Below are 21,651 nucleotides of genomic sequence, written 5' to 3'. Positions count from 1 at the left end.
TTCTATCCGGCGGTCGCTGCTGCTGTAAAGGCTGCACCACCCAAAATGCTGGCTAACAAGGCCCAGGAAAACTGAGCCAGACGCACAATAACCATCAGACCGGCAAGGAGGGTTGCTGGAATACCCATTGCTACAACGACTGCTCCGATGGCAAACACGATGACTACTTCTACAGCTAAAACTCCCAAATCGATCAAAATCTGTACCCAATCGACTCGCCGAAGCATGTCGAGGTTGATGTCGGTGAAGTGCTGGACTTCTTTCCAGGCGGCTCTCAATTGTTCATCTGTCCAGCGAATAACCTGAGTCCCCGTTTCACTGACCCACTCCCACGCTTTTTGGGATTCGCGTCGAACCCATTCACCTTTAACACCGATCCATGTCGCAGCATCTTCGAGATGTTGTTGTACTTCCTGAGAAAGCTTCCGAATACCTTGGGCTCCTTGTTCTAGAAGGCCATCTACGGCCTCCTGAACCTGTTGAGTCCAGCTTTCAACATGTGCAGGCCGGGGCGTCGGTGTGGGGCCGTATGCGGGTACTGGGACAGGAGCAGGTCTTGGCGTCTCATCAGGATTTCTGGGGGGGAATGCGTGTGCCATCAGCCAGTTTCAAGGTGTAAGGACTTCCTGCGAGCGGCTCGCCAGTCTTCTCATCCTGGAGCAGGTAGCGTGCCTTGTGACTGCGAGGGGCACCTTCGAGCAATTTGCCGGAATTATCTTTATCCGCGGCACCTGGAAGTAACGGTCCGAGAATCTGAATCCCGGTTCCCGCACCCGGCGCACCACCCGAGTTCGCCTTCACCTCTGCGCCGCTGATCGTCACACCCCCAGCATCCACCTTGACGAAACTCCCACCAGCCTTCGCCGTCAGTTCCATCCCGCCTTCAACCACCACTTTGTTGCCCGCGTGGTAGTGAATCTCTTCACCAGCCTCCACAAACTGCGCTGTGCCGACTTTGACGTGCCGGGTCACACCCACCGTGAGGTGATCATCCGCCCGCGCTTCAGTCTTGCGATCCAGATGCGTAATCCGATGCTCTTCAACCTTGAACTCGCTGAACACCTTCGCCTCAACCGTGTCATGCCGCTCGTTGCCGATGCGGATTTTCTGGTCGTGCTCGATGTTTTCATCCCAGTCGCGCTGGGCATGCAGGTAGATCTGTTCCGCGCCTTTTTTGTCTTCGATACGAAATTCGTTGTAGCCCTTGCCGCCCGGTGAACTGAGGGTCTTGAAGGTGCTGCGGGTCTTGTTCGCCGGCAGGTCGTAGGGGACGACGTTTTCCTTGTGGTACAGGCAGCCGGTGATCAGCGGTTGGTCGGGGTCGCCTTCGAGGAAGGTGACGAGCACTTCCATGCCGACGCGCGGGATGGCGATGCCGCCGTAGGCGCTGCCGGCCCAACCGGTGGCGACGCGCAGCCAGCAGCTGGTGTTGTCGTTGGCCTGGCCGTCGCGGTCCCAGTGGAATTGCACTTTGACGCGACCGTATTCGTCGCAGTGGATTTCTTCGCCGGGCGGGCCGGTGACGATGGCGGTCTGGCTGCCGAGGACTTGTGGTTTCGGGTGTTCGAGGGCAGGGCGGTAGTGCGCGTCCCACGGGGTGGCGAGGAAGCGGTTGCGGTAGCCCTGGTGGAAATCGTCTTTGTTGTGGGTGACGTCGCTGGTGACGTTTGCGCCGAGCACTTGCGGTTGCTTGCCTTCGTGGACCACTTCCAGCAACAGCCAGAGGTCGTTCCATTCGGCGCGCGGGTGTTCGCTCAGGGCCATGAAGTGGCCGCTGACCAGCGTGGGCTGATCGCCTTTGCCTTCCGCGAGGTTATAGTCGCTGCGGTGGCGTTCGAGGGCGCGGGTTGCCAGTTGTTTACCTCGGGCACGGTCGGTGAAACGGCCGGGGTAGTCGTAGTCTTCGAGGTCCGGAGCGAACGCACTGGAAGCGGCGCCTACGGGAAGGATACGCGGTTTTTCGAAATCGTAATCGCGGCGGCTGACGCGGCTGGTTCGGGTTTCCAGGCGCAGGTTGAAGCGCTTGATCACCGGTTTTTCGGCGGCCATGCCCGAGTCTTGCTGGTAGGCCACGGGCGCCAGTTTGCGGAACACCGTCTGGTCATCGCCGAACACCAGTTTGTGGCCGCTGCTGCTGTGCTGGAAGTGGAAGTGAATGCCTTCTTCTTCGCACAGACGCTGGATGAAATGCAGGTCGGATTCGTCGTACTGCACGCAGTAGGCGCGTTCCGGGTAGGTCGCGCCGAGCTGGAAGCTGTAGGCATCGGCCAGAATGCCACGGGCTTCGAGGACCTCGGCGATGATTTTCGGCACCGTTAAGTGCTGGAAGATCTGCTGGTCATGGTTATGCCGCAGATAGGCCAGTTGCGGCACCAGGCTGATGCTGTAGCGGGTCAGGCTTTTGCCGGAGTCGCCTTGTTCGATGCGATAGACCAGCCCGTGAATGATGCCTTTGCCTGTTGCGCCGAAGGTCAGGCAGCCACGCTTGTGCAGCAACTCTTCGAGTTTCAGGTCGGGGCGGGTGCTGACCAGTTCGATGTCAAAGCAGAAGGGCTGATTGAGGGCTTCGCGACCGACGAAACTGAGTACCTGAAGGTCAACGGATACGCCTTCCAGCGTGAGGGAAATATGGGTTGCGTTTGCGTCCAGCATGCCTTGAATTCCGTCCTTTGGATAAGCAGGGGCGGATGGTGCAGGATTAGACGGCCTCGTTCAAGGCGCGAATGGCGTAGGCGCAGGGGCGGGACAGTATCGGGGAAACCCTTAATGGCGCGGTTTGGGCTAATGAATGCGGGAGGTCTTCGGTCCTGTAGCGCCTGATAGAATGCCTTCGCGAGCAAGCCCGCTCCCACAGTGGATCTACGCCGTGCACAAAAACTGTGTTCACCGAAGATCAACTGTGGGAGCGGGCTTGCTCGCGAAGAGGCCCTTGAATTCAACCCAATACTAACTGCTGCCGATACGGCAAATCCGGCCCGGTCTTGCTGCACGTCAGCGCCGCCGCCTGCACTGCAAACTTCAACATCCCGTCGATCTGCTCGCGCGCAAGCGTACGCACACCCTCAACCGAATCCATCTGCTGCTCGGTCAGCCAGGTAATCAACGCCGCCTGAAACGTATCGCCAGCGCCCACCGTATCGGCAATCTTCACCGAACAGGCCGGCACCGACCACGAACCATGGTTGCGGCTGAACACCGTCGCGCCCTCGCCACCACGGGTGAGAAATACCAACTGACAGCGATGCTGCAACCAGCCTTCGATCACGCGCTGCGGATCCTGCTCGGGATACAGCAGGCTCAAGTCTTCATCACTGACTTTGATCAGGTCGGCCAGCTCCACCAACGTGGCAATTCGCGAACGCCACAGGTCGATATTCGGTTCAGGATTGAGCCGCACATTCGGGTCGAGACTGATCAGCCGTTTGCCGCTCTCGCGCTGCACTAAGGCCAGCAGCGTGTCGGCAATCGGCTGCACCACCAGCGAGAACGAGCCAATGTGCAAGCCGCGCACCTCTGGCCCCAATTCCGGAAGATGCTCCGGTTTCAACTGCCGATCCGCGCAGCCTTCGCCACGGAAGCTGTACTGCGGCGAACCGTTGGCGCCGACTGCGACCATCGCCAGCGTGGTCGGTGCCGCGAAATCCACCAGGTAGTCCGCGCGCACACCTTCATCCTGCAACACCTGCTGCAAGCGCCGGCCAAGGTAGTCGGTCGATAACCCGCCAAACAGGGCCGCATCCACGCCCAACCGGCGCAAACCGACCGCGACGTTGAACGGCGATCCGCCGGCAATCGCCTTGAAATTCACTTTTGAAGCCAGGCCGCTGGCGTCGTCTTCACTGAAGAAATCGAACAGCGCTTCGCCACACACCAGGTACATAGTTGTTCACTCTTTAAAGGGTTGCGACATGCTGTTGATAGCGTTCGTAGGCCTGCTGACAGGCCGCCACGTTTTCCGCGATCGGCAGGGTTTCACTGGCGAGATCGAGCTTCACGCAACGCTCGCACAGGTCCGCAAGGCTGTCTTCGTGGCCGATTGACCAGGACTTGCACCACGCAGCCTGAATCGCCGCGCCGAGGGCGGCGGCTTCGCTTTGTTCGTTGCAGATCACCGGGGTATTCATGATGTCGGCGACGATCTGCCGCCACACCGGACTTTTCGAGCCGCCGCCGATCAGGCAGATGCGCAGGCTTTGTAAGCCATTCCGGCGCAGCAGGTCCAGCCCGTAACGCAATCCGAAGGTCGTGCCTTCGACTACGGCGCGGCACAGGTTGGCTTGCGTCAGATTGGTTATGGTCAAGCCCAGCAGACTGCCAGTGGCGTGGGGCAGGGCGGGGACGCGTTCGCCGTTGAGAAACGGCAGCATGCACACGCCTTCGGCACCGATCGGGGCTTGCGCGACGAGGTGGTTGAATTGTTCGATATCCAGTTCGAACAAATCGCGAATCACCCCGGTGGCGTTGGTCAGGTTCATGGTGCAGATCAGCGGCAGCCAGCCACCGCTGGAGGAACAGAACGTCGCGACCGAGGCGTCCGGGCTGACGTTCGGTTGATCGGCGTACGCATACACCGTGCCGGATGAACCGAGGCTCATGGTGATCGCGCCTGGCTGGATGTTGCCGGTGCCGATGGCGTCTGTGATGCCTTGAGCAGTAAGCGTCCGGCAAACATGCCTTCCCTTCCTGACGCCATCGCTAAGGGCGATGGTGTCCACCTATTTAAGTGGAAACCATTTTTAGCCCAAACAAGCGGATCGCCATGCGCCAACGAACCTCTTATCCGAAGCCTTTCAAGCTCCAAGTCGTCCAGGAATGCCTACAACCTGGCGCCTCTGTTGCCAGCGTCGCGATGAATCACGGCATCAACGCCAACGTCGTCCGCAAATGGTTGCCGCTTTACCGCGATCGACATTTCACTGACTTGCCCGCTTTCTTGCCGGTGAAACTGGAGCCGAACATTCAGGACGAGAAGTCCTTCAGCATCGAGTTGCCATGCGCACACGGAACGATGACAGTGAAATGGCCGGCTTCCGATCCTGATGGCTGTGCCCAATTCGTTCGCGGACTAACGCAATGATCCGCATCGACTCCATCTGGCTCGCCACCGAGCCCATGGCTTGTGAATGTTTCCTTTCGATAGCCTGATGCTGCGGCTCAAGGTCTGCTACATGCAGCCATGTAGCTGCGCTGAAGGCCTGGCCAGAAGAACTTGCCTTGGTGCAAACGCCGGGCTGCAAGCCTAATCCCCACACCGTCATGCACCAGCACTTTCATGCGATTGGCGCGGCGGTTGGCGAATAGATAAGCACAGTGCGGCTTCGCCGCACCGAACACCGCCACGACCCGCGCAAGCGCGGTGTCGGTGCCGGCTCGCATGTCCACGCAGCTCGGCTGCTAAACTTATCCACAGTTGTTGATGTAAAAATCAGTAACCCGCCCTGGGTCAAGTTTCAATCGGCAGGGTGGGTCAATGTTCCATCAGCGCCAACAATCGCCCTATCAGAAGCTTTGATTAGACGGTTATCGCCTGCTCTTCGATAGTTCATCTCACAGGGAGGCGGGAGTTTGTCCTGCTTCACCTTAACCATAAAAATAAAGGCTGAGGTGTGCGTCATGGCTGATTCAAGTGCTGTTCAGCGCGAGCTGTCAGAAAACCTTCAATCTTACAAGCCGAAGATTGCCTTGGTACTGGGGGACCCGGCTGGCATCGGTCCGGAGCTGATCGCCCGCTTGCTCGCTGAACTGGATGTGCGCTCCAGAGCCCACCTGCTGTTGATTGCCGACGAGGCGCAAATGTGCCGCGGCATGGATATCGCCAGCTGTACCTTCCCCTATCGCACGATCGACTCACTGAAGGCTCTCGACTTCAATGATGACACCCCGTTGTTCTATCAATACCGCGGTGCGGCGCAAGGCGAGTTCCCGCGCGCCAAGGCCAGTGCCATCGGCGGTCTCTACTGTTTGGACACGCTGGAGACAGGTCTGCGCCTGACTCAGCAGGGGTTTACCGACGCACTACTGTTTGGCCCGTTGAACAAGTCCTCGCTGCATATGGCGGGCATGACCCACAGCGACGAGCTGCACTGGTTCGCCGAATATCTGGATTTCCACGGGCCGTTCTGCGAGTTCAATGTGCTCGACAACCTCTGGACATCGCGGGTGACCTCTCACGTGGCGCTTGCAGAGGTCCCAGGGATGCTCAGCCAGGCCGGGGTAGTTGAAGCCATCGAATTGATCGACATGGCGCTCAAGCGCAACGGTATTGCCAGGCCGCGGATTGGCGTCTGTGGCCTCAACCCGCACAACGGTGACAGCGGCAGATTCGGCCGCGAGGAGCTCGACATCATCGCGCCGGCAGTGAAGACCGCACGGGAACAGGGCATCGATGCCGATGGCCCTTATCCGGCCGACACCATTTTTCTCAAGGTTCAGGGCGATGCCAAAGCCTTCGATGCGGTGGTGACCATGTACCACGACCAAGGGCAGATCGCGATCAAGTTGATGGGGTTTTCCCGCGGTGTGACGGTGCAGGGTGGACTACCGATTCCAATCACCACGCCGGCGCACGGAACCGCCTTCGATATCGCAGGGCAGGGCAAGGCCAATGTCGGAGCCATCCGCCAGGCTTTCGAGATCGCCTGTCGGATGGGAAGCGGCCGGCGTTAAACCGCAAGTACAGCGCACCGCTCCCCAGTGCACCGATAAAGCAATAAAAGGTACCAGTTGATGAACACCACCACACTGGAAGCCGCAAATAGTAGGCAAACTCCCAATAGTCGTTGGCTGAGGGTCATTCCGCCACTATTGATTACTTGCATCATCGCTTACATGGACAGGATCAATATTGCCTTTGCCATGCCCGGAGGCATGGGGGCGGAGTTAGGTATTACTGCCAGCATGATGGGGTTGGCTGGCGGGATCTTCTTTATTGGCTACCTGTTTCTTCAAGTGCCAGGTGGAAAGCTGGCAGTGCATGGTAGCGGCAAGAAGTTTATCGGCTGGTCATTGTTGGCGTGGGCAGTCATTTCGTTTTTGAGCGGTCTGGTAACCAATCAATACCAACTGCTGTTTCTGCGCTTTGCCTTGGGTGTTGCAGAAGGCGGCATGCTGCCCGTGGTGCTGACCATGATCAGCAATTGGTTTCCGGACAAGGAGCGTGGACGGGCCAATGCCATTGTGATCATGTTCGTTCCGTTGGCCGGGATCATCTCCGCGCCCCTGTCGGGCTGGATCATCTCCGCTTTGGACTGGCGCATGTTGTTCATCATCGAAGGACTGCTTTCGGCAGTGGTGATGGTGTTGTGGTTACTGACAGTCAGTGACCGTCCGCAAGAGGCGAAATGGATTTCCAGAGGAGAGCGGGACTATCTGATTACGACATTACGTGAAGAACAGCGCGCTATCCAGGACAAGCAGGTCAAGAGTGTTTCGTTGAAGGCAGTACTGGGCGACAGAACCATGTGGCATCTGATCGCGCTGAACTTCTTCTATCAGGCGGGAATTTATGGGTACACATTGTGGTTGCCTACCATCCTGAAAGAATTGACTCACAGTGGCATGGGCATGGTTGGCATGTTGGCGATCCTGCCGTATCTGGGAGCCATGTTTGGCATGCTCCTCTTCTCCAACCTTTCTGACCGTAGCGGCAAGCGCAAAGTCTTCATCGTCGTGCCGCTGGCGAGTTTCGCGCTGTGCCTGTTTATCTCCGTCACTCTGCGGGAACACATCTGGTGGTCCTTCGCAGCGTTGGTCGGCTGCGGGGTCTTTCTACAGTCGGCAGCCGGTGTGTTCTGGACCATTCCGGCGAAGTTGTTCAGTGCCAAAGTTGCAGGGGGCGCGCGCGGCATGATCAATGCCTTGGGTAATCTGGGCGGATTCTGTGGGCCTTATATCGTCGGCGTCCTGATCTCCCTGTATGACCAGAGCGTCGGCGTCTACAGCCTGGCGATATTGGTGGCACTGGCTGCATTGCTCGCGTGGGGCCTGCCAGCCAAGTGCGACAAAGCCTGAGCCTAATAACTGCACATAAGGAATGAGGAATCAAACCATGAGTCAGGAAATTCTTTTGGTGGTGCAGAAATGCGCCCATACCTTCAGCTTCTACGACGTCGCCAGCGGCGAGGCAATCAAGCATATTCGCCTGCCTGACTTCCCTCACGAGTTCGTCGTCGATTCACAGAACCGTTTTGCCTATGTAGGCCATTACGGCATCGAGACTTCCAGTCACAAAGGCGAGGGCGGCTGCTCGGTGTTTGTCATCGATCTGGAGAAGGGGGAGCATGTGCGCACCCTGGATATCTGGCCGTACTTTCGTCCGCACGGCCTGGCGATGGACCGGCAGGACCGTCTCTATGTGCTTAGTGAAGGGCATTCGACCCTGCTGATTTTCGACCAGCCGCAACTGCGCGATGTACCTGACCGGGCAATCCCTTCAGGCGGCTACAAGAGCCACCTGGTGGCACTGACCCGTGACGGTGAAACGGCCTTTGCTCTCAATCTGTTGAGCAACACCGTGACCCGCCTCAAGCCTCAGGATCCGACCGTTGCGCCGCTGCCGTTTCAGCCCGGCAGCCAGCCGGAAGGCAACTGCTTCAGCCACGACGAGCGCACTCTTTACGTGACCACCCGTGGCGACAACAGCATCGTCGCCATTGACGTGGAGACCCTGCAGGTGATCCATCGCGGTCGAACCGGTGCGGACCCGACTCGGATCTACCGTGATCGTCAGGAGCGTCTGTATGTGACCAATTATGGCGAACAGTCGATCTCGGTTTTCAATGCGGATCTACAGGAAATTCGCCGCATCGAACTGGACAGCACGGCTATCGCAATGAGTCTGCACCCGACCCGCTACCTGGCGTTCGTCACGCTCAAGGATCAACGAGTCGGCATGCTCAATCTGGACAGCTGGGCCTTCGAGCGCTATTTCGAAACACTGCTCGAGCCGGATGTTTCGCAAGTGATTGTCCGCTGAGTCCGGTGGAGAAGAATCGTTACAGCAGTGACTAATCCTTCGTTGCGCTCTGGCAGGCCAGACTGCAGCGCTCGCAGGGGACAATGAAATGCCACGCAGTCTGCACGAACGCCTGGATCTGGAGGTGCGGGGCATAGCCCCCATCACCCTCATCGACGCCCACCACCACCTATGGGACCTGACCAACCATAGTTACCCTTGGCTAGAGGGCCCCTCGGACCCGGCGTTCTTTCTGGGAGATTACAGCGCGCTGCGGCGCAACTACCTGGCGCAGGACTATCTCGCCGATAGCGCCGGACACCGTGTACTGGCAACGGTGCATTGTGAGGCCGAGCATGACCGTGGCTTCCAGGTCGCGGAGACCCGTTGGGTACATGAGCAACATGCCCGTTTTGGCTTTCCTAATGCGGTGGTGGCACATGTCTGGTTTCACCATGCCGACTGCGAGGACATTCTCAATGGGCATCTGAACTACCCGCTGCTGCGGGGCATCCGCAGCAAGCCTCTAACTGCGTCCAGCCCAGAGCTGGCCGCCAGTGTACGCGGCCAGCCGGGCAGTATGCAGGACCCGGCCTGGTTGCGTGGTTTTTCTCTACTGGCCAAGTACGGGCTGAGTTGGGACTTGCGCGTGCCGTACTGGCACCTGGCTGATGCCGCGGAGGTTGCAGCGGCTTTCCCCGAAGTGCCGATAGTGCTCAACCATATGGGTTTTCCCTGGGACCGTAGCATCGCGGGTCTTGAAGGCTGGCGCATGGGGATGCGTGCGTTGGCGGCGCAGCCGAATGTCTGGGTGAAAGTTTCCGAACTGGGCTTGCGCGACCAACCCTGGACGCTGGCCGGCAACCGTGGGGTGGTACGCGAAACCCTGGAGCTGTTCGGTATCGAACGTTGCCTGTTTGCCAGCAACTTTCCGGTGGCCGGTTTACGCATCGGATATGACGAATTGGTGCGGGCCATGGATGCAATGCTCGAGGGCTATGACGTGTCCCAGCGCGAAGCTTTCTTCTGGCGAAACGCCCAGCGTTTTTACCGGATTGCGCTGTAGCGGGATGCAAAAATCACGGTTCGGTCTGCTTTTCGACCTGGTTGCTGTTTTCACCCATGCGCCTCATTGCCTCACATAGATAGCTGTGCAGTTGGGTCAGGGACATTGCGCGAAAAATGGAGGAGATCAATGCCCGCACGGGCGAAATCAGAAAACTTCGCCTCACCCTGGATGAGCGCGCCAGGGGCCTGTCGATTCAGGTCAAGGCATTGAATCATAGCGCTGGACAATTCAGGATCAATGGAGTGTTGCATTCGGCTCGTTTGGACTTATATCGGAGCCTTGAAAGGGAGAAGCGGCGTCCTGTCTGCCAGGGAGCTCGATCAATGGGCCCATGCAGTCTCGTATGTCCTATTATAATGTTTGCATGCATATTGGCGGCCACGCAGAGGCGCAGAGGCGCAGAGCTCAGATATCAGCCATATGCCCATGACGGCGGCAACGTCGCCAATTCATGAACAGCGCGCTATTCCAAAGGGGGAGGGATAGCAGGTGTACAGGCATGCAATCTCTAGACCGAGTTTCGCTCAGCGATATCCTTCCTGCCGAAGCGTTCCGGCAGATGTCCGCTTTCGGAGCCCTCTCGGACCATTTCGTGGAGCAAGTGCTGGCGGGCGGTGAGTTGTTCAGATTAACGGAGGGCGAGATGCTCTATCGCCAGGGAGAACGCGCAGATTGCTTCTATGTCGTTCTAAAGGGGCACGTGAAGATCTATCAGGACACCGAAGCTGGACGCAAAGTCATCCGAACGACTACCGAGGGGGAAAGCGTCGGGTTTCCCGCAATGCTGGCGATGCGGCCCAGACTCTTTAATGGCGTTGCGACCGGCGAATGCATAGCGCTTAAAATTTCCTGCCAGTTTCTATTCAGGCTTCATGAACTGGATAGCCCGCAGTTCGAGATATTTTTTATCAACCTTTCTCGGGATATGAGTCGCTTTATGAGTGACTGCGCTCGATCATCTTCATTATGAGAGAGGGGTTGCGAAACCCTGATCCAGGCACCGGTTCCGGCGCAGGTCATCGACAAGGGCATCCCCACGGCATGCCTGCTGGCCCAAGTGATGATAGCCAAGTACGGCGACCACCGTGTGTCACGAAAACAGCCTCCATGGACGTACTGGCGCGGCTGCCGACGCAACGGGCGAGCGAGATCGCCGAGCTGTTGCCGCATATCTGGATGCCGTTACGCAACCTGTAATGCTCGTTCGCTTACTGACTATCACCCTCAGCATCGGCTGGTTGTATACCATTGCGCTCCTGTATTGGCTTTGATCCAATTGGTGACGATCGGTCAGTCCGCATTTGGTACCGTTTTCGGCAGGTAGCTTTGTCCCGATCACAGTCGTTGGGGAGTGGCTGCAATGGGTTGTGGATTCAACCGGTCGACGCAACAGGCAGCAATCGGCCCAGGCTGTGTAAAAACGCATGCACCGTTTTGAAGTCTGCGTTGCTACTTAAAATCCGCCAGCACTTGGTTAATCAGCAGACCAGAAATTTGCGTAGGAGCGCGGTTTTCGTTCCGGTTCCGACTGCCAAACCTGTTCTAAAACGTTTTTACACAGCCTCGACCAGAAGCGGTCGCTCGTTGATCCGGACTTACGCCATTAATCCTGTGTATCGGGTGGCCGATCCGATTCGCCAACATAGATAACAGCCCAGCCGCCACTCAGATTTATAAGCACACCCCGGCCAGCTAAGCCGCGCTATTATCCCGCCCATTAAAACGGGGGGGATAACTATGCTCAACGGCTTGTGGTTGGGGTTTTTCGTGGTGGCGGCGATTGCCGGCTTTTCCCGCTGGTTGCTAGGGGATGACCCGACGGTATTTGCCGCAATGGTCGAAAGCCTGTTCGCCATGGCCAAACTGTCGGTCGAAGTCATGATCTTGCTGTTCGGCACCCTGACGCTCTGGCTTGGCTTCCTGCGCATCGCCGAGAAGGCCGGCCTGGTCGATGTGCTGGCGCGCCTGCTGAGCCCGCTGTTCGCCCGCTTGATGCCGGAAGTGCCACGCGGCCACCCGGCCCTGGGCCTGATCACCCTGAGCTTCACCGCCAACGGCCTGGGCTTGGACAACGCCGCCACGCCCATCGGCCTGCGGGCGATGAAGGCCTTGCAGGAACTCAACCCGAGCAACATCGCGGCGAGCAATGCCCAGGTGCTGTTCATGGTGATGAATGCCTCGTCCTTCGTCCTGCTGCCGGTGTCGATCTTTATGTACCGCACCCAGCAAGGGGCGGCGGATCCGGCCATGGTGTTCCTGCCGATCCTGCTGGCCAACAGCGTCTCCACCCTCAGCGGGCTGCTGTCGGTGGCCGTGATGCAGCGCCTGAAACTCTGGGATCCGGTGCTGCTGGCCTGGTTCGTCGGCGGCGCGCTGCTGCTCGGTGGCTTTATGGCGACACTCGCCGGGCTCTCGGCCACCGCGCTGGCGTCGCTTTCCTCTCTGCTCGGTAACCTGACCCTGTTCGGCCTGATCCTGACCTTCCTACTGCTGGGCGCGTTGAAGCGGGTGGCGGTCTACGAGACCTTCGTCGAGGGCGCCAAGGAAGGTTTCGAGGTGGCGAAAAACCTCCTGCCCTACCTGATCGCCATGCTCTGCGCCGTGGGTGTACTGCGCGCCTCCGGTGCCCTGGACCTGGCGCTCGACGGCATCCGCTGGCTGGTCGAGGGCCTGGGCTGGGACACGCGCTTCGTCGAGGCGCTGCCCACCGGCCTGGTCAAACCCTTCTCCGGCAGCGCGGCGCGCGCCATGTTGATCGAGACTATGCAGACCCACGGCGTCGACAGCTTCCCGGCACTGGTCGCCGCGACCATGCAGGGCAGCACCGAGACCACCTTCTATGTGCTGGCGGTGTACTTCGGCTCGGTCGGCCTGCAACGCGCCCGCCATGCCGTGGGCTGCGCCCTGCTGGCGGATCTGGTCGGGGTGCTGGCCTCGATTGCGGTGTGCTACTGGTTTTTCGGCTAAGGGACACCCAGGGATTACCCCATGCTATTGCGGTGACTACCGCCGACGTCACCGACCGCAAAGGGGCACTGCTGGCGCTCAAGCGTTGCGCCAACAACCTGAAGGTTGTGCAAAACCGGCCCCATACTGAATGGCAGAACGGCGCATAAAGCGAACACAATAGATGTGTGACAACTAGTGTTTGGGTCAGTCGTTTTAGAATGTCAGTGGGACTCATTCCTTTGCGCTGTACACCGATCGCGACAGCTGAAGTCGTAAGATGCGTCATCCCAACCCTGACTCGACACTGTCAAAGTTGACAGTCCCGACCAATGGCTACCCCAGGTTTTGTTCAGTCAACCGCTGCACCGCCAACCGCCGATAGTGCGACGGCGTCATGCCTTTGAGCTGCTGAAAACGCCGGTTGAAATTGGAAATACTGTTGAAGCCCGACTCGAAACACACATCGGTCACCGGTTTGTCGCCGTCGGCCAGCAGTTCGCAGGACTTGCTGATGCGCAGCCGGTTGACGAACTCGATGAAGCAGCGTCCGGTGGCCTGTTTGAACACGCGGCTGAAATACGTCGGCTTCATGCCTAGGTGCTCGGCGACTTCCTCCAGCGGCAGTTCGCGGGCGTAGTGGGCAAAGATGTAATCCACCGCCCGGTTGGTGCGGTCGATGTTGTGTTCGTCCGCCAGTTGCGGCGTCGTCGCGCCGGACAGCAGTTGGTAATCATCGGAGGCGGCGAGCGCCTCCAGCAGAATGAAAAAGTGCCCGAGACGGGTCACGCCCTGGGTGTCGGCGATGCACTGCATCAAGATCATGGCCTGGCGAATCGTGCGCTTGCAGCGAAACTCGATGCCGTATTGGGCACGCTCCAGTAACGGAGTCAGCGTCTTGAGCTCGGCAAAAACCTGATGGCCGCTCTCAAACAACTCGTCGGTGAAGTTGACCAGCATGTCGCGCTTGGGCACCACTTCGTCCTCGGCTACCTGGCTGATCCAGTTATGAGGCAGGTTGGGGCCGGTGAGGAACAGTGTTTCCGGATAGAAGTTGCCAATGTAGTCGCCAATGAACACCTTGCCGGAGCTGGCGACGATCAGGTGCAGTTCGTATTCCTTGTGGAAATGCCAACGCACCAGAGGGCAGGGGAAGCCGTGCTGACGATAAATGATGGATAACCCGTTGTGGTCATCCATCAGTTCGTAGGAAGGGTCGGTCACTCGGGCGGTTCGGGTCATGTCAGGGCGCTTTTCTTGTTATCGCGTTCTGATCATGCCTCCTTCCGGGCCGTCGATGCCAGCGTCTCACGACTGACCTGCCTTGATGATGTTAGCGGCGCGGCAGTTGGCCACGAGTTTTGACTCTTCGAAAAAATCCGCAATGATGATGCTGCACCTGGAAATCCAGTGGCGGGTGGCGGGATCAAACCATTAGCAGGCCGTTGAAAAAGCCAGAGCCTGTTTGGCTCTGGCAGATCCAATCCCGGCCCACGCCGATGCGTGAAGTCGACCTCAAACCAAACGAGCTGTTCAGCTCATGCAAGTCTGCTGTTCGGTCACCAGCCGGATCTCTCCGAGATAGATGCTTTCGTCGAGCCCGCAGTCGCGCTGCGCCACGCCCAGATCGTGGCGGACTTCGATGCAATAGCCGCCGCTTTTCTTGGCCAGGCCGCCGAAGCGGAAGTCGCCAAAGGCATCGCTGTACGTTACCGCGATGCTTTTTCCGCCCTGAAGGAGCGAGATTTCGGCACCGGCGATGCAATCGACCACGCCGTCAACGCTCGCGCTGACGCTGCCGCCGATGAAGCACGTGTCCCAGCGCTCCAGCCCCCGGTAATAGACCCTCGGCTTCGCGTTCAACTTGGGTAGCAGCACCTGCAGCCCTTCGTTGCGCGCCTTCGCCTGCATCGCCTCGTCGTCGAGCTTCACCGCTTCGAACACATCCGTCGGACAAACCTGCTGGCAGCGCGGGCCTTTCCAGCCGCCGTCGAGCAGATGGGCGTCGAAGATCCAGGTCTGAGGAAGCTGCTGCTCCTCGTTCCAGACGATAGCCTTGTATGGGCAGGAGCGAACGATGTCCTTGCGGCCTTTAGCCTTCACCGGATCAATGACGACGATGCCATCGGCACGCTTCTTGATCGCGTCGCCGCCGACCTTCATGCACGGCGCATCGTCGCAGTGGTTGCACATCACCGGCAGATAGGTCGTCTCAACCATCGGAGCCGCCCCCTGCACCCGCCGCAGGATGCGGATGGGCGCCTCACTGTCGAGGGAAGCCGGCGCCGCGTAGCCCGGATAGTCGTTGCCAACGTGCTCGTCCCGGTCCGCGAGTACACAGTTGTAGCAATTCTCGCAACGCCCGACGCTGATGATCAGATTCCACTTACTCATGGGCAACTCCTGCTTCGGCACGGCTGCGTTTGAAGGTTTCGGCCCCTTGCCATTTCTCGATCTGAACCAGGCATGAATTCGGACTCATGCTGCTGGTCCCCTGGGTCTGCGGCCGATCCGGGGTGAGCATGTTCATGCAACCGCCGATTTCCACCGTTTCGCCGGCCACTTCCACCATCTGGAACTCCGCGCTGGCTTCATAGGACTTCACCACCCCCGGAACCACCAGGGCCGAGACGTCGGCGGCGCAGATCACCACCCCGCGATCGTTGTAAACCTTCACCAGGTCGCGATGCAAAATGCCGCGGGCAGCCGCATCGGCAGGGCTGATGCGCAGCAGCCAGAAATCGTGACCGGCAATGCGAGCACGATGGTCCTGCACCCGACTGGTAACACTATTCTTGCCGTCGCTCGACGTGTGGAAGCTGTAGCGCGAATGGGTGGCAATCATTTGCAGCGGATACTTGGCGACCAATTCGGTTGTCCCTAATCCTTCCCAGGAGGGGATATAACGGTTGAGCGCCGGTCGGTCGGAATCGTCCTTGGTGTGGCGCTTGAGGATTTCGGGAACGAACTCCAGCTTGCCGCTTGGCGTCTGCAAACCCTTGCCAAACTCCTCCGACCACTGGGATGGCAGCGGATGCGGCTCCGGCACGTCTTTCGGACGCCCTTCGGCGAACCAGCGCATGTCGACCGCCGGGCGCAGTTCGGGCTTTTCCGCCGGTACGACGTAATAGCCCTTGCGGCAGAAGTCGGCCCACGAAATATGGTCCGGCAGGTCGGATGAGTCGAAGACCCGTTTCGCCCAGTCGAGCTCGCTGCAACCCTCGGTGAATACCCCGCCCAGGTTCAGGCGTTCGAGGATGGCCGTGAAGATGTCGTAGTCCGAACGAGACTCGCCGAGCGGTTCAATGCACTTGTGCTGCATCGTCATGACGCGATGATTGACCAGGGTGTAGCCATGATGGGCATAGCCGCCTGAATTGCACCATTCGCCGATGTCCCAGCGCTCCAACTGGGTGCAGGCCGGCAATATGATGTCGGCGAACTGAGCCTCTCCTTCCATCCAGATCGACTGGTTCACGACGAACTCGATGCTGTCGTGGCGGTAGGCCTCGACCCAGCGTCCGGAACGGGTGACCGTGCTGAGGGACGAGCCGCCGTAGCGGTAGATCATATGGATTGGCGAATAACCCTGCATCGGATAGGTGAAGGGCGCGAATTGTGCCTCCTGGGACATGCCGTCCCACAGATAACCCGTAGCGTGGCCGTTGATGATCGCGTCGGGCAACTGCTGGCGCGGCACCATCTGCTTGACCGGGTTCATGGTCAGGATGTGCGGCATACGCTGATAGTTGTTCACGGCGTTGCCGGTCCACATCAGGTCGCCGGATATCCCGCCGTCGGCATAGCCGGGGAAGTAGAAATGATGGTCCACCGGCGTACCAACCTGCAGGCAGCCGAAATTGACGCCGGGTTTTCCCCAGCCCTGCATACCCATCATCATGATCATGCAGCGCGCCCACTGCTGCCCGGTTGCACCGCGACAGGCGCCGCCGAAGCCATTACCGGTCATGCCGGTCGCCAGATAGACTTTCCGGTTGCCCCACTTGCGGGCCAGGGCACGCGCGTCCTTGGCCGGCACGCCGGTTTCCCCTTCTTGCCACTCGGGCGTCTTGGGGATGCCGTCGGTTTCGCCCAACAGATAGGCTTTCCACTCGTCGAAGCCGGTCGTGCGGGTGGCGACGTAATCCTTGTCGTACAGGCCTTCAACGGCCCACACGTACATGATTGCAGTGGCCAGGGCGGCATCGGTCTGCGGCCGGATCGGAATCCAGCGCCCGCCGAGGAGCTGTGCCGTCGGGTTGTTGTGTGGATCGATATGGACGAACTCGATGCCGAGTTCCTTGGCCCACAGGCGGCGGGGCGTGCCTTCGAAACCGGCATAGGCGCCGTTGGTGCTCTCCGGATCGCAGGACCAGAAGACCATCATCTCGGCTTCCTTGAGGCAGTCCTCGATACCGCCGTAGCCGGCCGGCACGCCGATCCGCATGGAATTGCCGAAATGGTGCATGGCGCCCCAGTACCAGCCCTCCCAGCTGTCCGGGTTGGCGGCGACACGGGTGAAGCCGATCAGGTTGGCGAAGCGCGTCAGCGAACTGAGGTAATAGCCGACATTGCCCCACTGGTGGTGGGACGACATCGGGAAGGTGATCGAGCCGGGCCCGTGAACGCGCTTCTGCCGGTTGATTTCCTTGGCGACGATAGTCAGCGCCTCGTCCCAGCTGATGGGTACGTAGGACGATTTGCCCCGGTTCTGCGGATTGCGCTCACCGTCGGGGTCGAAATCGACCCGCTTCATCGGCGTGAGAATGCGCTTTTCCGAGTAGACCAGTGACTTCAGCGACAGGGCGTGCGGCGCTACCAACGCGCGGCGTTTGGGCCGGAAGGTCTTGCCCCGCGCCTGCAGTTCCCAGCTCGGCGCATCCTTGTCGTCCAGTTCGAGCGGCGTGACGCGCTGGATCCGCCCGTTCTTGACATAGACGAACAGCGGGCCGCCATTGGTGCAGGTGGTGTAGCGGCGTGTGCCATCGCGCATCGGCAGGCCCATTTCCAGGCTGATCGTCTGGCTCATGCCGAGCGTCTGCGTGAACCACACAATCAGATGGTCCGGGCCTTTGGCGATGACCTTGAAATTCTTGGCAGCATGGACGATCTCGCCCATGTCGGGATTGGGCATCATGAATTTCAGCGCTGTCGGCAGGTCCTTGAACAGGATGCTGACATCGGCCTGCGCCGCTGTGCCGGCGCGCGTCGTCACCTTGCCGCCTTTGATTTGCAGGAAGCGGCCGATGCTGCCGTCCTGCAGCCCCATATAGGCGGTGCAATTCTTCTGCTTGAGCTGGGTGCGGAATTGCGGATGTTTGTGGGCAGTGAACCCGAGTACCTTCGGCAAGGCGAAAAGTATTGTTTTTAGAAGTATTTTTTTCATGTCTTATTTTAGTTCGTCAAATGCAAGGGAGTAGTTACCTCAAGGGGGCGATTTGCCCGATTCGGAGCCGCTGTGGCCGGGACGCCCGCCCGGATTGCGGGCGGGCTCCTTTCACTGGTCGATTACCGTCAGTCCAGCGGACTCAGATACCAGGGAAGGCCGGCCCCCACTGTAGAAGGGTGTCGCGGCCAAACGGGTAGCGCAGCGTTTGCGTGTCCTCGTTGACCATGTCGCCGTCGCAGTAATGCTCCACGTGGAATCCGGCTGGGTCGGTCCAGTAGTCGAAGATCTGACTGCCATGGAAGTGACGGCCGATGCCCCAGCGGTGCTGGTATTGCTTGTCCTGCATGACCATGTGCCCCATGCCGATATCGTCGAAATCGCGGCATTCGAAGGAGGCATGCTCCAGACCCGGTGCCGGCGCCCCGACGATTGCCAGGGTGTGGTGGTCAGTCCATTCCGGTCCCTTCTCCAGATGCAAGAAAGCGGCCAAAACGTTGGTTTCGTTGTCGTCGTGGATCAGCTCGGACGGTTTCATGCCGAGGTTCTCGCCGTACCACTCGATGATCTGCTGAGGCGCCGGGGAGAAGACCGCCACGTGGCCCAGCCGCTGGATGTGCGAAGGGGCATACTTGGGGCGCTGGTAGCGGCCGAGCCGGTTCTTCGCGTGCGCATCGTTCCAAGCGATCGGTGCACCGTTGCAGGGCACGGGCTGAAGGCGCTGTGCACCAAAAACGAACTCCAGCCGACGGCCGTCTGGGTCGACCGTATGGAAATACTTGCCGCCGCCGGGATGCGGGCAGTCCTCGACGTCCGCGCTGAATCGGGCGGCAAGTTGAACCAGTGCTTCCTGGCTGGCGACGCGAAAGCCCATGCCGACAAAAGCGGCTTCGCCTTGCGTGGTCACGTAGGAAAACGGCGCATCGCCATAGGCTCGCAGGTAGAGGGACTCCCCCTGCTGCGCGACATCCAGCAGGCCGTAATCGATCATGAACTGGCGGACCGCAGCCAGGTCGGGGTGGCGGAAGATGACGTATTCAATATCGTCGATGAGCATTTCTTATTCTCCTAACTGAAGGGTGCAGGCCCGGCTGATCCGGCGTCGGGACTTCAGCTGATTCCCGAGCAAAATTCGCCCAGCCATCGCTAAGGGGCATACCGTTTGAGCACTCTGCACAGTACTTGCTCGAATTGCCGAGGTTCTGATTTACATCAATAAGCCGGCTTGATGGCCTGCCGAAAAGGCGAGCCAGAAACACGATAGAGATGGCAGATAGCCGGGCGTACCGGGCGTTCGAGAAACACCATCCGAAAATGGGTCAGAGCGCCCGAAGCTGATTGAGACGGGATAAAGGGCAACGCCAAGCCTGAGAGGCCGAAAAACTTCAAACCTGGCGGGTTGTGGTAGTTAGGGCTGAATTTTTCAACGGCCTGTCAGTAGAGCATTAAGGTGATGAGGATTACTGGATAGTAAAGTTACGGGATCATCATTTGATTGCGGTTTTTGGCTTCAATCCATTGCGCCATGTACTGGGTACTTTTGTGTTGGTGATGACGCAACATGCTGCCGGTGAAATTATCCCTTCTGATCGCTGGCAGATGCTGCCGGCAATGCTCGATTCGGGCGATCAATGCCGGACCATGAATGTGTTGCTGGTAACGATTGGCGAGCAGTTGCAGCCCATGTGCCTGAGCCTCAAGCCATTGACTCTGGTCTTGATGAAGTCGTACGGCGTGGTCGGCGAACGCCTGTGCAGTGCAAGTCACCGCGCCCGGCCATGGTTCCTCGCCATGCATCGCTTCTGCACCTATCGGTGTCGTGACACTGGGGGTGCCGCACAGCATCGCATCGACAATTTTGCCTTTGATGCCCGCACCGAAACGCAGCGGTGCCATGCACACCCGTGCCGCGGACATGACTTGCAGCGCGTCCTCTGCCCAGTTCATCACATGAAAGCCCTGAGCCGCGTTGTGCAGGGCGGTGGCCTTGGGCGGTGTGTAAGCGCCATAGATGTGCAATTGAGCGCCGGGCAGTTGCTCGCGGATCAGTGGCCAGATGGCGGTTTTCAACCAGAGCACCGCATCCCAGTTGGGCGCATGCCGGAAGTTGCCGATATGCAGAAAGTGCGCACGCTCTTCGAACGGCACGGGCCGCTGACTCGGCAAATCGACCATCAGCGGGCACCAGTGCAACAGGTCGCGCGGCAGTTTGAACTGCTCGACCAGCAACTCGATTTCCACTTCAGAGATCATCAGGTTCAAGTCGCAACGATAGATCGCCGCAATCTCCCGCTTGGCCAGATCCGTGTCGGCCATGAACTCAAACTCTTCACGCAACGCCGGTGCGAACAGTTCGCTGAAGTCATTGGCGTCATCACTGTCCTTCAAACGCTGCTTGAGCCGCTGCTGCCGGGCATCGCGCAGGCTTTGCAGGTCCGACGTCTCAAGCACCCGCACCGCATCGGGACAATGCTTTTCAACGCGCCAGCCAAACTGTTCTTCCATCATGAAGCGATCGAACATCACGACATCCGGTGCCAGCTCGCTGATGAACGTGTCGAAATTGCTGTTGTTCAACTCGATCGGTACTTCGCTAATGCCCAGCACCGTCAAATCTGCCCGATGTTCGCCGCTGCGCGCCGGACTGCTGAAGGTGATATCCCAACCCTGCTGAAGGAAGGTCTCGAGGATCTGCATCATATGCCCGCCGGCTGCTGAAGAAGCAGGTTCGGGCCAGACATAACCAATGACCAGGACTTTGGTGGCGCGGGGCTGGTTCATGCAGGGACATTCCTTGAAACGGGGCAGGGATAAAAACGGGGCGCAATTAAACCACAGCCGGGCGATGGCCGAGCCCGCTTCAGCGAAGACTAGAAGTTGTTCAGAATACCTTTGACCTTGTCCCGCAACTGGTCAATGGAAAACGGCTTGCCGATTACATGCATCCCTTCAGGCGCATCAATGCTTTCGGCATAACCGCTGGCGAACAGAATCGGCAATTCCGGGCGAACCATGCGTGCCTGTGTGGCCAATTCCCGGCCATCCATCACCGGCAATCCGACGTCGGTCATCATCAGATCAATGTACTGATCTTCATCGTTGAGAAACTCCAGCGCCTGTTCGCACCCGTCAGCCTCCAACACCTTGAATTCCAGCTCCTCGAGGACATCGACTATCAGCATGCGCACGATGTCGTCGTCTTCGACGACCAGGATGATGGACTTTTCGGCGGACATAATGGGGCTCTCAAAAATTGAATTCGCGGTGGCCGGGCGATCAAAAACGCCGGGCTCTAAC

17 protein-coding genes and 2 pseudogenes are annotated in these 21,651 nt (G+C 59.0%); 8 read left to right on the top strand and 11 right to left on the bottom strand.

Features of this window, described 5'->3' with window-relative positions; all coding sequences use genetic code 11:
* Positions 1-2: 2 nt before the first annotated feature.
* The 4 genes and pseudogenes from ACYZTL_RS03650 to ACYZTL_RS03635 form a co-directional block, all read right to left on the bottom strand.
* Positions 3-599 carry a hypothetical protein gene (locus ACYZTL_RS03650; RefSeq protein WP_461950618.1) on the bottom strand — a complete coding sequence of 199 codons (597 nt, stop codon included), beginning with the start codon at positions 597-599 and terminating at the stop codon, positions 3-5.
* A complete protein-coding gene (locus tag ACYZTL_RS03645) occupies positions 568-2,652 on the bottom strand; it encodes a type VI secretion system Vgr family protein (protein WP_461950617.1) in 2,085 nt (694 codons plus the stop codon). The genes ACYZTL_RS03650 and ACYZTL_RS03645 overlap by 32 nt, the downstream gene beginning before the upstream one ends.
* Positions 2,653-2,935: 283 nt before the next feature.
* The gene (locus tag ACYZTL_RS03640) at positions 2,936-3,880 is read right to left on the bottom strand and encodes a carbohydrate kinase family protein (RefSeq protein WP_461950616.1); all 945 of its coding nucleotides are present in this window, start codon (positions 3,878-3,880) and stop codon (positions 2,936-2,938) included.
* A 13-nt stretch (positions 3,881-3,893) separates the two neighbouring features.
* Positions 3,894-4,634, bottom strand: a pseudogene (locus tag ACYZTL_RS03635) (FGGY-family carbohydrate kinase); the annotation flags it as partial.
* Between the two features lie 89 nt (positions 4,635-4,723).
* Between ACYZTL_RS03635 and tnpA the strand changes: the two are divergent.
* A complete protein-coding gene (tnpA, locus tag ACYZTL_RS03630; protein ID WP_461950615.1) occupies positions 4,724-5,077 on the top strand; it encodes an IS66-like element accessory protein TnpA in 354 nt (117 codons plus the stop codon).
* A gap of 77 nt (positions 5,078-5,154) precedes the next feature.
* Here the strand turns inward: tnpA and tnpB are convergent, their stop codons facing one another.
* Entirely contained in the window at positions 5,155-5,376 is a 222-nt protein-coding gene (gene tnpB / locus ACYZTL_RS03625) for an IS66 family insertion sequence element accessory protein TnpB (RefSeq protein ID WP_461954248.1), read from the bottom strand.
* 237 nt (positions 5,377-5,613) lie between these two features.
* On the opposite strand from tnpB, the gene ACYZTL_RS03620 reads away from it, so the two are divergent.
* The 7 genes and pseudogenes from ACYZTL_RS03620 to ACYZTL_RS03590 all read left to right on the top strand — a co-directional run.
* A complete protein-coding gene (locus ACYZTL_RS03620; protein ID WP_461954247.1) occupies positions 5,614-6,666 on the top strand; it encodes a 4-hydroxythreonine-4-phosphate dehydrogenase PdxA in 1,053 nt (350 codons plus the stop codon).
* 60 nt (positions 6,667-6,726) lie between these two features.
* Positions 6,727-8,010 (top strand): MFS transporter, encoded by a 1,284-nt coding sequence (locus tag ACYZTL_RS03615; RefSeq protein WP_461950614.1) that lies wholly within the window; start codon positions 6,727-6,729, stop codon positions 8,008-8,010.
* 37 nt (positions 8,011-8,047) lie between these two features.
* Positions 8,048-8,974 (top strand): YncE family protein, encoded by a 927-nt coding sequence (locus tag ACYZTL_RS03610; protein ID WP_461950613.1) that lies wholly within the window; start codon positions 8,048-8,050, stop codon positions 8,972-8,974.
* Between the two features lie 88 nt (positions 8,975-9,062).
* Positions 9,063-10,019, top strand: a complete 957-nt coding sequence (locus ACYZTL_RS03605; protein WP_461950612.1) for an amidohydrolase family protein — start codon at positions 9,063-9,065, stop codon at positions 10,017-10,019.
* Positions 10,020-10,521: 502 nt separating this feature from the next.
* Positions 10,522-10,992 carry a cyclic nucleotide-binding domain-containing protein gene (locus tag ACYZTL_RS03600; protein WP_461950611.1) on the top strand — a complete coding sequence of 157 codons (471 nt, stop codon included), beginning with the start codon at positions 10,522-10,524 and terminating at the stop codon, positions 10,990-10,992.
* Positions 10,993-11,759: 767 nt separating this feature from the next.
* Positions 11,760-12,989, top strand: a complete 1,230-nt coding sequence (locus ACYZTL_RS03595; protein WP_461950610.1) for a nucleoside recognition domain-containing protein — start codon at positions 11,760-11,762, stop codon at positions 12,987-12,989.
* Positions 12,990-12,991: 2 nt separating this feature from the next.
* Positions 12,992-13,090: pseudogene (locus ACYZTL_RS03590) on the top strand (IS5/IS1182 family transposase); the annotation flags it as partial.
* Positions 13,091-13,304: 214 nt separating this feature from the next.
* Here ACYZTL_RS03590 and ACYZTL_RS03585 read toward each other — a convergent pair.
* The 6 genes from ACYZTL_RS03585 to ACYZTL_RS03560 form a co-directional block, all read right to left on the bottom strand.
* Positions 13,305-14,210, bottom strand: a complete 906-nt coding sequence (locus tag ACYZTL_RS03585) for an AraC family transcriptional regulator (protein WP_461950609.1) — start codon at positions 14,208-14,210, stop codon at positions 13,305-13,307.
* A gap of 291 nt (positions 14,211-14,501) precedes the next feature.
* Positions 14,502-15,362: a 4Fe-4S dicluster domain-containing protein gene (locus ACYZTL_RS03580; protein WP_461950608.1), complete on the bottom strand. Its 861-nt coding sequence runs from the start codon at positions 15,360-15,362 to the stop codon at positions 14,502-14,504.
* A complete protein-coding gene (locus ACYZTL_RS03575; protein WP_461950607.1) occupies positions 15,355-18,354 on the bottom strand; it encodes a molybdopterin-dependent oxidoreductase in 3,000 nt (999 codons plus the stop codon). The genes ACYZTL_RS03580 and ACYZTL_RS03575 overlap by 8 nt, the downstream gene beginning before the upstream one ends.
* A 142-nt stretch (positions 18,355-18,496) precedes the next feature.
* Positions 18,497-19,411: a VOC family protein gene (locus ACYZTL_RS03570; RefSeq protein ID WP_461950606.1), complete on the bottom strand. Its 915-nt coding sequence runs from the start codon at positions 19,409-19,411 to the stop codon at positions 18,497-18,499.
* A 419-nt stretch (positions 19,412-19,830) separates the two neighbouring features.
* A complete protein-coding gene (locus tag ACYZTL_RS03565; RefSeq protein WP_461950605.1) occupies positions 19,831-21,135 on the bottom strand; it encodes a glycosyltransferase in 1,305 nt (434 codons plus the stop codon).
* A gap of 89 nt (positions 21,136-21,224) precedes the next feature.
* Entirely contained in the window at positions 21,225-21,590 is a 366-nt protein-coding gene (locus ACYZTL_RS03560; protein ID WP_461950604.1) for a response regulator, read from the bottom strand.
* Positions 21,591-21,651 lie beyond the last annotated feature (61 nt).

The organism is Pseudomonas sp. LB3P81, assembly GCF_054897965.1.
Note: the sequence above shows the minus strand (reverse complement) of the source record. Positions and strands in the feature narration are given on the sequence as shown.